This window comes from Pseudonocardia sp. NPDC049154, from assembly GCF_040648315.1.
GTDB lineage: Bacteria > Actinomycetota > Actinomycetes > Mycobacteriales > Pseudonocardiaceae > Pseudonocardia.
On the sequence record NZ_JBEZDN010000192.1, the window covers coordinates 1 to 10,437 of the forward strand.

12 protein-coding genes and 1 pseudogene are annotated in these 10,437 nt (G+C 73.5%); 5 read left to right on the plus strand and 8 right to left on the minus strand.

From position 1 onward, the window contains the following. The 4 genes and pseudogenes from AB0B41_RS41195 to AB0B41_RS41210 form a co-directional block, all read right to left on the minus strand. Window positions 1-238 (minus strand): annotated as a pseudogene (locus AB0B41_RS41195) (hypothetical protein); the annotation flags it as partial. Continuing rightward, a complete protein-coding gene (locus AB0B41_RS41200; protein WP_358212473.1) occupies window positions 235-594 on the minus strand; it encodes a hypothetical protein in 360 nt (119 codons plus the stop codon). The gene AB0B41_RS41200 and the pseudogene AB0B41_RS41195, both read right to left, overlap by 4 nt. After that, window positions 591-1,112, minus strand: coding sequence for an Asp23/Gls24 family envelope stress response protein (locus AB0B41_RS41205; RefSeq protein WP_358212474.1), 522 nt, complete (start codon window positions 1,110-1,112; stop codon window positions 591-593). The genes AB0B41_RS41200 and AB0B41_RS41205 overlap by 4 nt, the downstream gene beginning before the upstream one ends. Window positions 1,113-1,226: 114 nt before the next feature. Continuing rightward, window positions 1,227-1,961 carry a pyrimidine reductase family protein gene (locus AB0B41_RS41210; RefSeq protein WP_358212475.1) on the minus strand — a complete coding sequence of 245 codons (735 nt, stop codon included), beginning with the start codon at window positions 1,959-1,961 and terminating at the stop codon, window positions 1,227-1,229. A gap of 244 nt (window positions 1,962-2,205) precedes the next feature. Here AB0B41_RS41210 and AB0B41_RS41215 point away from each other — a divergent pair, with 244 nt between their 5' ends. Genes AB0B41_RS41215 through AB0B41_RS41225 form a run of 3 tightly spaced genes read left to right on the plus strand, consistent with a single transcriptional unit; the run spans window position 2,206 to window position 5,203 of the window. Next, complete coding sequence (locus AB0B41_RS41215) at window positions 2,206-3,249, plus strand: iron chelate uptake ABC transporter family permease subunit (RefSeq protein ID WP_358212484.1); 1,044 nt, start codon at window positions 2,206-2,208, stop codon at window positions 3,247-3,249. After that, a complete protein-coding gene (locus tag AB0B41_RS41220) occupies window positions 3,249-4,358 on the plus strand; it encodes an iron chelate uptake ABC transporter family permease subunit (protein ID WP_358212476.1) in 1,110 nt (369 codons plus the stop codon). The genes AB0B41_RS41215 and AB0B41_RS41220 overlap by 1 nt, the downstream gene beginning before the upstream one ends. Further along, on the plus strand, window positions 4,355-5,203 hold the full coding sequence (locus tag AB0B41_RS41225; RefSeq protein ID WP_358212477.1) for an ABC transporter ATP-binding protein: 849 nt from the start codon (window positions 4,355-4,357) through the stop codon (window positions 5,201-5,203). The genes AB0B41_RS41220 and AB0B41_RS41225 overlap by 4 nt, the downstream gene beginning before the upstream one ends. A gap of 16 nt (window positions 5,204-5,219) precedes the next feature. Here the strand turns inward: AB0B41_RS41225 and AB0B41_RS41230 are convergent, their stop codons facing one another. Then, entirely contained in the window at window positions 5,220-5,888 is a 669-nt protein-coding gene (locus tag AB0B41_RS41230; RefSeq protein ID WP_358212478.1) for a TetR/AcrR family transcriptional regulator, read from the minus strand. A 240-nt stretch (window positions 5,889-6,128) separates the two neighbouring features. On the opposite strand from AB0B41_RS41230, the gene AB0B41_RS41235 reads away from it, so the two are divergent. After that, window positions 6,129-6,509, plus strand: coding sequence for a metalloregulator ArsR/SmtB family transcription factor (locus AB0B41_RS41235; protein ID WP_358212479.1), 381 nt, complete (start codon window positions 6,129-6,131; stop codon window positions 6,507-6,509). Between the two features lie 47 nt (window positions 6,510-6,556). After that, the gene (locus AB0B41_RS41240) at window positions 6,557-7,405 is read left to right on the plus strand and encodes a polyphosphate kinase 2 family protein (protein WP_358212480.1); all 849 of its coding nucleotides are present in this window, start codon (window positions 6,557-6,559) and stop codon (window positions 7,403-7,405) included. A gap of 36 nt (window positions 7,406-7,441) precedes the next feature. On the opposite strand, the gene AB0B41_RS41245 is transcribed toward AB0B41_RS41240, so the two are convergent. The 3 genes from AB0B41_RS41245 to AB0B41_RS41255 form a co-directional block, all read right to left on the minus strand. Next, window positions 7,442-8,440 carry an inorganic phosphate transporter gene (locus AB0B41_RS41245; RefSeq protein WP_358212481.1) on the minus strand — a complete coding sequence of 333 codons (999 nt, stop codon included), beginning with the start codon at window positions 8,438-8,440 and terminating at the stop codon, window positions 7,442-7,444. Then, window positions 8,440-9,078, minus strand: a complete 639-nt coding sequence (locus AB0B41_RS41250; protein WP_358212482.1) for a DUF47 family protein — start codon at window positions 9,076-9,078, stop codon at window positions 8,440-8,442. The genes AB0B41_RS41245 and AB0B41_RS41250 overlap by 1 nt, the downstream gene beginning before the upstream one ends. A gap of 85 nt (window positions 9,079-9,163) precedes the next feature. Then, a complete protein-coding gene (locus AB0B41_RS41255; RefSeq protein WP_358212483.1) occupies window positions 9,164-10,306 on the minus strand; it encodes an acyl-CoA dehydrogenase family protein in 1,143 nt (380 codons plus the stop codon). Window positions 10,307-10,437: the final 131 nt, after the last annotated feature.

The window sequence follows — 10,437 nt, forward strand, 5'->3', positions numbered from 1 at the left end:
CGCCCCCCACCCGCCGCCCGCGGGGCAGTCCGGGTCCGAACACGACGGGTTGGTGTTCGCGCGGGGCGTCCCCCGACCCGGGGGCGGGGGCGGCGCGGCCCGCCCGGAGGCGGGCGAGGCCCTCCACGAAGGCCTCGGGGTCCCCGCCGCGGTCCGGGTGGTGGTCGCGGACGAACGCGCGGTAGGCCGCCCGTTCCTCGCGCGTCCACGTCTCCGGGTCGGAGGCCCCCTCGCTCACGGGCCGATCTCCACCGGGGTGACCGGTCCGCCCCGCGGGTCGGGCCCGGCCACGACGTCGGACACGGTGACGTCGACCGGGCGCCCGCCCGCCACCGCCGCCACCCGGGCCCGTAGCTGGGCCACGACCTCGGGGATCGGCGCGGCGAGGGACAGCACGACGGCGACCTCGACCGGCCCGCCGTGCTCGTCGACCCGGACGCCGACGAGCCGGTGCCCCGGCAGGTACGTGGCGACGGCGCCGAAGATCCCGCCGTCGAGCCGGACGACCGCGGGGTGCGCGGCGACCAGCTCCGCGACCCGGCGGGCCAGCTCGTCGTCGGCCGCCCGCGAGCCGCTCGTCCCTGCGCCGGTCACTCGACGCGCGACGGCGCCGGCGTGGCCGGCACGGGCGGGGCCTCGGGGCCGTCCTCCTCGGGCAGGTGGATGTCGTTGACCGCGATGTTGACCTCGATCACCTCGAGGCCGGTCATGCGCTCCACCGCGGTGATCACGTTGCGCCGCACGGCGCGGGCGAGGTCGACGATGGACGCGCCGTACTCGACGACGATGTCCAGGTCGACCGCGGCCTGCTTCTCGCCCACCTCGACCTGCACGCCCGCGACGTTCGAGGCGCCGGTGCCGCCGCCGGGGATCCGCTCGCGGATCGCGCCGAACGCGCGGGAGACACCGCCGCCCATGGAGTGGACGCCGGAGATCTCCCGCGCCGCGATGCCCGCGATCTTCTGGACGACCGACGCGGCGATCGTGGTCTTGCCCTGCGCGGTCTCCTCGGCCAGCCGGCCCGGGCTGCCCGCGGTGCCCGCGCTTGCCGAGGTCGACGAGGTGGCGGCGGCGGGGACGCCGCCGGTGGTGCTGCCGGTGCTGCTGCTCATGCGTACTCCTCGGAGAACCGTGGGGTGCGCCGGTGTCCGGCGCCGTACACAGCATCCGACGGACCGGACCCCCGCACCCTCACGCCACGTCACCCGATCGGCGGATTGTCGCCCTCATGTCGCCGCCCGGACGTAGCGCAGCAGGAGCGTGCCGTCCTCCTCGAGGACCGACGCGAGCGCCATCCCCTCGGGGGGCCGGCCGGCCGGCCCGTGGGCGATGCGGCCGGCGTCGCCCGCGGCGAGCAGCGGGGAGAGGGTGAGGCAGAGCTCGTCGACGGCGCCGGCGGCGATCAGGTCGCCGTGCAGCCCCGGGCCGCCCTCGCAGAGCACCCGCCGCAGCCCGCGCCGCTCCAGCTCGCCGAGCAGGGTGGCCGGGTCCAGGTCCGGCAGCGCGACGACGTCGGCGCCGGCCTCGCGCAGCACGGCCCGCCGCTCGGCCGGGGCCGCGGCGGTGGTGAGCACGATGGTCGGGACGAACGTGTCCGTGAACAGCCCGAGGGAGGGGTCGAGGCCGGCCGACCCGGTGACGACGGCGATCGGCGGGGGAGTGTCCCGGCCGATCGTGGGCCTCCGGGCGCCGCGGTAGCCCTCGGCCCGCGCGGTCCCGGCACCGACGAGCACGACGTCGGCGAGCCGGCGCAGGGTGCCGAACACCGCCTTGTCCGCGGGCGTGCCCAGGCCGCCCGACCGCCCGTCGACCGACACGGCGCCGTCCAGGCTGGACACGAAGTTGACCCGGACCCACGGCCGGCCCGGGTCCGGCGGGTAGGCGTAGACCTCCGGCAGGTACTCCGGGGCGAGCTCGGTGGGGTCGGCGGGCGCGGGATCCCGCGGCAGCAGTCGGCGCACCCGCCCATCCCAGCACCCCGCGGCCGGCGGCGCCGGCACCTCCGCCGGACCTTCCAGCAGCACCGATGCACACGGGTGTGATCGACGGGAACGGCGCCAGGGGTTTTCGCACGGACGGGCTAAGGATAGCCTCACCACGACTGAGGTACCCCGCACTGTGGTGACCCTGTGCTCACGGCCAGGTGTGCCTCACCTGTCCGGAGAAACGGGAGGGCGAGTAGTGACGGTCGGATCGGCGCCGGTGGTGCCGACCGCGGGAGGGCGCGGACGCGCCCGGCCGAAGCGGTCCCTGCGACGTCGCCGGTTGATCGGCCTCGGCGCGCTCCTCGTGCTCCTCGTCCTGGCGGTGCTGGCGAGCATCGCGTTCGGCACGAAGGTCATCCCGCTGTCGCACGTGTGGAGCGCGCTGTTCGCGCCGACGGGCACGGAGGACGACATCGTGATCCGCTCGCTGCGGGTCCCGCGCACCGTCCTGGGCGTGCTGGTCGGCGTCGCGCTCGGGCTGGCGGGCGCCCTGATCCAGGGGCACACGCGCAACCCGCTCGCCGACCCCGGCCTGCTGGGCGTGAACATGGGCGCGGCGTTCTTCGTGGTCGTCGGGATCTACGTGTTCGGCGTGACCACGCTGTTCGGCTACGTCTGGTTCGCGTTCGCCGGTGCGATGGTCGCGAGCGTGGCGGTGTTCCTGCTCGGCTCCGCGGGCGGCCGCGGCGGTCCGACACCGGTGAGCCTCGCCCTCGCGGGCGCGGCCCTGTCGTTCCTGCTCAGCGGCCTGGTCTCGGCGATCATCCTGATCGACACCGACACGCTCGACGCCTACCGGTTCTGGAACGTCGGCTCGCTCGCCGGGCGTGACACCGCCGTCGCCGGGCAGGTCGTGTGGTTCATCGTGATCGGCGCGCTGATCGCGCTCGCCACCGCGCCGGCGCTCAACGCGCTGTCCCTCGGCGAGGACGTGGCCCGCTCGCTCGGCCAGTCCGTGCGCCGCACCCGGGTGCTCGGGATCGTCGCGATCACCCTGCTCGCCGGCGGCGCCACCGCCGCCTGCGGGCCGATCGGCTTCGTGGGGCTGGTGGTGCCGCACGTCGTCCGGGCGTTCACCGGGCCCGACTACCGGTGGCTGCTGCCGGCGTCCGGGCTGCTCGGCGCGGTCCTGCTGCTCACCGCGGACGTGGTCGGCCGGCTCGTCGCCCGGCCCGGGGAGCTCCAGGTCGGCATCGTCCTGGCCCTGATCGGTGCGCCGTTCTTCATCGCGCTCGTACGCCGCCGGAAGCTGGTGACGATCTGATGGCGGCACCCACGCAGCCCACCCTGGACCCGGCCGCGCGGGAGGTCCTCGAGCGGGTGCCCGGCCGCCGCCCCTTTCGCCGCGGACCGGTCTCGGGCGTCTGGCGCCCGCGCAACGTGCTCGTCCTCGTGGCGTCGTTCGTCGTGCTGGTGCTCGCGGTGGCGCTCAACGTGGGCCGCGGCGAGTTCCCGATCGGCATCCCGGACGTGCTCGCCACGCTCGTCGGCGGCGGCGACCCGAGCCAGCAGTTCATCGTCCTGGAGCTGCGGCTCCCGCGGTCGCTGACCGGCCTGCTCGTCGGCGGCGCGCTCGCGGTGTCCGGTGCGATCATGCAGTCCATCGCGCGGAACCCGCTGGCCAGCCCGGACATCATCGGCATCACCTGGGGCGCGAGCGCCGCGGCCGTCACGCTGATCGTGCTGGGCGGCGCCGGCCTGGTCGGCGCGCTCGCCGCCGTCGGGCTCCCGATCGCAGCGCTGATCGGCGGGCTGGTCGCGGCGATCGTGATCTACGGCCTGGCCTGGCGGAAGGGCATCCAGGGCTTCCGCCTCGTCCTGGTCGGCATCGGCATCAACGCGATGCTGGTCGCCGTCGTGAACTGGCTGCTGATCGTGGCGCAGGTCTACGAGGCCGCGCGCGCCACGGTGTGGATCAACGGCAGCCTCAACGCCCGCGGGTGGGAGCACGTGGTGCCCGTCGGGATCGCCCTGCTGATCCTGGTGCCGGCGGCGCTGGTGCTCTCCTTCGTGATGGGCGCGCTGCAGTACGGCGACGACACCGCCCGCGGGCTCGGCGTGCGGGTGGACCGCTCCCGGAGCCTGTTGCTGCTGGTCGCGGTCGTGCTGGCCGGCGTGGCCACCGCCTCGGCCGGTCCGATCGCGTTCGTCGCGCTGGTGTCGCCGCAGATCGCCCAGCGGCTCGTCGGCTCCTCGCGCCCGCCCATCGGCGCGTCGCTGGTGGTCGGCGCCGCGCTGACCGTCATCGCCGACCTCGTGGCGCGCACGGCCTTCGGCGGCGTGGAGCTGCCCGTCGGCGTCGTGACCGCGGTGCTCGGGGCCCCGTACCTGCTCTACCTGCTCGTCACACAAGGCCGGGAGGCCCGCGCATGACACCGAACGCCGAGACCGCCCTGGCGGAGGACACACAGGCCCCCGCCGGGCCCGACGGCACTCGGGTGCGGCTGCGCGCCGAGGGCGTCCGGCTCGGCTACGGCGAGCGCGTCGTGGTCGACGACCTGGACCTCGACGTCCTGCAGGGCACGGTCACCGCGGTGATCGGACCGAACGGCTGCGGCAAGTCGACCCTGCTGCGGGCCCTCGGGCGGCTGCTCAGGCCCACCCGCGGGCACGTGCTGCTCGACGGCCGGAAGATCGACGAGATGCCCACCAAGCAGGTCGCGACCGTGCTGGGCCTGTTGCCGCAGGCCCCCACCGCGCCCGAGGGGCTCACCGTCGGCGACCTCGTCGCGCGCGGCCGGCACCCGCACCAGGCCTGGTACCGGCAGTGGTCGGGCGACGACGAGGAGGCCGTGGCCGAGGCGCTCTCCTGGACCGGCATCTCCGACCTCGCCGAGCGGCCGGTCGACGAGCTGTCCGGCGGCCAGCGGCAGCGCGCCTGGATCTCGATGGCGCTCGCGCAGGGCACCGACCTGCTGCTGCTCGACGAGCCGACGACCTTCCTCGACCTGGCCCACCAGGTGGAGGTGCTGGAGCTCGTGGAGCGGCTGCACGAGGAGCGCGGCCGGACGGTCGTCATGGTCCTGCACGACCTCAACCTGGCGGCGCGCTACGCCGACCGGCTCGTGGCCATGAAGGCGGGCCGGATCGTCGCGCAGGGCGGGCCGGCCGACGTGATCACCGAGCCGCTGCTGCGCGAGGTCTTCGGGCTGGAAGCCAAGGTCATCACCGACCCCGTCGCCGGCACCCCGCTCGTCGTCCCGGTCGGCACCCGCTGACCCCGCGCGGGGCGGCTCAGCCGGCCCGCGCGGTGCCCGCCAGGCCGGCCAGCAGCAGGTCGGCGTAGGCGGTGCCGAGGGCCTGCGCGGTGGCCGCCCCGTCGTCGCCCGCCCGGCCGGGCTCGTACCAGCGGCAGGTGGAGAGCACGAAGCCCAGGATCCCGCGGGCCACCACGTCCGCCGGGGCCGCCGAGCGGAGCGTCCCGTCGTCGAGCCCGGCCTGCACGATCTGCTCGACGGCCCGGGCCTGGCGTTCCTCGAGCCGGCGCATCTCGGCGGCCCACCCCGGGTCCTGCGAGGCCACGTGGTCGACGTTCTCCTGGTAGTAGACCGACAGGAAAGGGTAGCCGTCGACGCAGGCGGCGATCAGTCGCTGCACGAGCGCCCGGACCCGCTCCGGACCGCCGGCCGGGGAGCGCAGCAACCCCTCGGTGTCGTCGACCGCCCGCACGAACGACTCCTGCACGACCTCGCGGAACAGTTCCTGTTTCCCGCCGACGTAGTAGTAGAGCGACGCGCGGTCGAGACCGATCTCGGTGGCGACCTCCGCGAAGTGGGTCCCGGAGAATCCGTGCGTGCGGAAACACCGCGCGGCGGCCTCGATGAGTTCGGCACGCCTGCGCTCGTAGTTCGACCCCGACCTCTCCCGGGCATGCGTACGTCGGCGCTGGATCCCGCTCGGCATGGTGTCCCCCCGAGTCGAATCCCAGCGGGCTGCTTCACCGGGACGTTCTTCCGTTGTTCGTGAATCCCCGAAACGGCTCCCCCGTGTCCGTGCGACATTCCGGGGCGTATCGGTCGTTATACACGGCGGTTTCCCTCCGTGACCGGAGGGGAACCCTGCGGCACCGTTCACCCGTCCCGGGTGTCCGGGGCACGGGGAGCCGGAGGCGGTGCCGGCCGTCCGAAGAGGAGAGGTACCAGGGTGATCCCGCAGGTCGAACCGACGCCGGAGCTGCACCGGGGATCGGCGCACTCGAGGCAGGTCCTCGCCGACGTGGCCAAGGCGATGGCGCACCCCGACCGCATCTGGATCCTGCAGCTGCTGGCCGAGGGGGAGCGGTCGGTCGCGGACCTGCGCGGCCGGACCGGCGCGATCGCGTCGACCCTGTCCTCCCATCTCGCCGTGCTGCGGCACGCGGACCTCGTGACGGTGCGCCGTGAGGGATCGGTCGTCTTCTACGCGCTGGCCGACGCCGCCCCGCTCGGCGTGCTGGAGGCGCTGCGCGAGGTGGTGGTCGGCTCGATGGACCGGCGCGACCTCGCGTTCGGGGCCGAGCCCCCGCGCCGGGCCGCCGGGGAGTGATCGCGCCGCCCGGCGCCCGTACCGCCCGGAAGCCGTAGGGTGCCGCCATGGCGACCGCGCGCGAGACCTTCCGGGTGCCGTCCGGACCCGTCGACCTGGCGGCGCTCGACCCCCGCGGCCGCCCGATCGGCCCGCACGACAAGGCCGACGCGGCGCTCGAGATGGAGGACCTGGGCGCGCGGCTCGACTCCCGCCAGGAGGCCCTGTACGCCGAGGGCACGGCGGACGGCCGGCGCGCGGTCCTGCTCGTCCTGCAGGGCATGGACACCTCGGGCAAGGGCGGGACGATCCGGCACGTCCTCGGGATGGTGAACCCGCAGGGCGTGCACATCGCCTCGTTCAAACGCCCCACCGAGGAGGAGCTCGCGCACGACTTCCTGTGGCGGATCCGCCGGCAGGTCCCGGTGCCGGGGCGGATCGGCGTCTTCGACCGCTCGCACTACGAGGACGTGCTGGTCGCCCGGGTGGACGGGCTCGTGCCCGAGGAGGTCTGGCAGGCCCGCTACGAGGCGATCGCCGACTTCGAGCGGGAGCTGGCCGACCAGGGCGTCACGATCCTCAAGTGCATGTTGCACATCTCGCCGGAGGAGCAGGCGGAGCGGCTGCTCGCTCGGCTCGACGACCCGCAGAAGCGCTGGAAGTACAACCCGGGCGACCTCGACGCCCGCGAGAAGTGGCCGGCCTACCAGGAGGCCTACGCCGTGGCGCTCGAGCGCTGCGACTCGGACGTGGCGCCCTGGTACGTCGTGCCGTCGGACCGCAAGTGGTACCGGAACTGGGCCGTCGCCACGCTGCTGGCCGAGACCCTCGACGACCTGGCCCCGCAGTTCCCGCCGCCGGACTACGACCTCGAGGCCGAGCGGGCCCGGCTCAAGGCCGCGACCGGGCTCGGCTGACGCCGGTCGACGGCCCGAGGTCGGTGCACGAAGATTTCAGTGCACGAAGATGATGTGGAGCAGCCAGTACACCACGGCGGCGCAGAAGGCGGCCGCCGGGAGCGTGACCACCCACGCCACCGCGATGTTGCCGGCCACCGTCCACCGCACCGCCGACAGCCGCTTGGTGGCGCCGACGCCCAGGATCGACGACGTGATCGTCTGGGTGGTGGAGATGGGCGCGGCGAACACGAACGCCGTGGTGTAGAGCACCGACGAGGCCGTGAGCTCCGCCGCGAACCCGCGCGGCGGGTCCAGGTCGATGATCCGGCGGCCGAGGGTGCGCATGATGCGCCAGCCGCCGGCGTAGGTGCCCAGCGACAGCGCGCCGGCGGAGACCAGCACTACCCACCACGGCACCTCGGTGCCCTGGTGGAACCCGCCGACGACGAGGGCCAGCACGATCACGCCCATCGTCTTCTGCGCGTCCTGCAGCCCGTGGCCCAGCGCCATCGCCGCCGCGGAGACGGTCTGCGCGACCCGGAAGCCGCGCGTGGTCCGCATCGGCCGGGTGTCCTTGAACAGCCAGAGGATCGCGATCATCACGAGCCCGGCCAGCACGAACCCGACGACCGGCGAGAGGATCATCGGGATCACGACCTTCTCGACGACCCCGGCCCACTTCACCTGGCCCGCGGAGGCCAGTGCCGCGCCCACCAGCCCGCCGATCAGCGCGTGCGAGGACGAGCTGGGGAGGCCGAACCACCACGTGACGAGGTTCCAGACGATCGCGCCGATCAGCGCGGCGAGCACCACCGCGAGACCGGGCAGCCCCTGGGGTGCCTCGATGATCCCGCTGCCCACCGTGGACGCGACCTCGGTGCCGAGGAAGGCGCCGATCAGATTCATCACGGCCGCCATCAGCAGCGCCACCCGCGGGGACAGGGCCCGGGTGGCCACCGAGGTCGCGATGGCGTTGGCGGCGTCGTGGAAGCCGTTGGTGTAGTCGAACGCCACCGCGACCACGATGACGACGATCACCGCCGCGAGGAGCATCAGGCTTCCTTGACCGCGATGCTCTCGACGGTGTTGGCGACCGTCTCGAAGGCGTCCGCGGCCTCCTCGAGGGTGTCCACGACCTCCTTGAGCTTGATCACCTCGAGCACCGCGGCCGGGTCGGTGATCGCCTCGTCCGGGGACAGGAGGCCGGCCAGCACGGCGTGGTAGGCCTCGTCGGCCTCGTCCTCGAGGGAGTTGACGTGGATCCAGAAGTCCTGCAGCTGGGCCATCTTCTCCAGCCGCGGCATCGCCTCGGCGGTGGCGGCCGCGGCCCGGCGCAGGACGTCGACCTGCATCGCGATGCCCGCGGGGAGCCGCTCCAGCCGGTAGAGCACGATCCGGTCCGCCGCCTCCTCGATGGCGTCGACGACGTCGTCGAGGGAGGAGGCGAGCCGGTAGATGTCCTCGCGGTCGAACGGGGTGACGAACACCGAGTTCAGCTTGACCATGATCTCGTGGGTGACCTCGTCACCCGCGTTCTCGGCGTCCTTCACCCGCTTCGCGATCGCGGCGCGCTCGGGCGCCGGTGCCTCCACCAGCGCGGCGAGCTCGTCCGCCGCGACCGCGATGTTCTCCGCGGCGCGGGTGAAGAGCGGGTAGAAGCCGCGCTCCTGCGGCGTCAACCGGAAGGCCATGGGGGGTTTTCTACCCGTTCACCCGCGTCTCATCCCGCGCGGGGCCGACCGGCGACGTCCTGACGTCGGCCCCGTCCCCGCGGGTTCAGCCGATCAGGGCCCGCCCGATGATCTCCTTCATGATCTCGTTCGTGCCGCCGTAGATGGACTGCACGCGCGAGTCGACGAAGGCCTTCGCGATGGGGTACTCCATCATGTAGCCGTAGCCGCCGTGCAACTGCAGGCACCGGTCGACCACGCGCTTCTGCAGGTCGGTGGCCCACCACTTGGCCTTGGCGGCGTCGGCGACCGAGAGGTTGCCGGCCACGTGCTCGGAGAGGCACCGGTCGACGTAGGTCTGGGTCACGTCGATCTCGGTGTCCATCTCGGCGAGCTCGAAGCGGGTGTTCTGGAACGTCGCGACCGGGCGGCCGAAGGCCTTGCGCTCCTTCGTGTACTCCAGCGTCATCTTCAGCGCCGCCGCCGCGCCGGCCACCGCACCGACGGCGATGGACAGCCGCTCCTGGGCCAGGTTCTGCATCAGGTAGATGAAGCCCTGCCCCACCTCGCCGAGGACGTTGGCGGCCGGCACGCGGACGTCGGTGAAGCTCAGCTCCGCCGTGTCCTGCGCCTTCATCCCGACCTTCTCCAGCCGACGGCCGCGCTCGAAGCCCGGCATGCCGCGCTCCACGCAGAGCAGCGAGAAGCCACGGGCCCCGGCCTCGGGGTCGGTCTTGGCCACCACGATCACCAGGTCGGCGAGGATGCCGTTGGTGATGAAGGTCTTGGCGCCGTTGAGGATCCAGTCCTCGCCGTCCTTCTTGGCGTGGGTGGCGATGCCCTGCAGGTCCGAGCCGGTGCCGGGCTCGGTCATGCCGATGGCCGTGATGATCTCGCCGGAGCAGAAGCCGGGGAGCCAGCGCTGCTTCTGCTCGTCGTTCGCGAGCCGCAGCAGGTAGGGCGCGACGACGTCGTTGTGCAGCGGGAAGCCCAGGCCGCTGGTGCCGGCGGCGGTGATCTCCTCGAGGGCCACGGCGTTGTAGCGGAAGTCGGGGGTGCCGCCGCCGCCGAACTCCTCGGGGACGTCGGTGCCGAGCAGGCCGGCCTTGCCGGCGGAGAGCCAGATGTCGCGGTCGACCTGTCCGTCGGACTCCCACTGCGCGTGGTGCGGGACGACCTCCTTCTCCAGGAAGGTGCGGACGAGGTCGCGGAACGCGTCGTGTTCGGCGTCGAAGATGTCGCGCTGCATGGCGGCAGTCTCACATACTCGTCGGTAACCCCGCGAGTGAGGAAGTGTTGACGGAATGGTCACGCGGTGCGGCTTGTGTCAATCCCGCCGGGGATGGTTCTAGTCGTTCCGCAACCGCCGACCCGCATTCC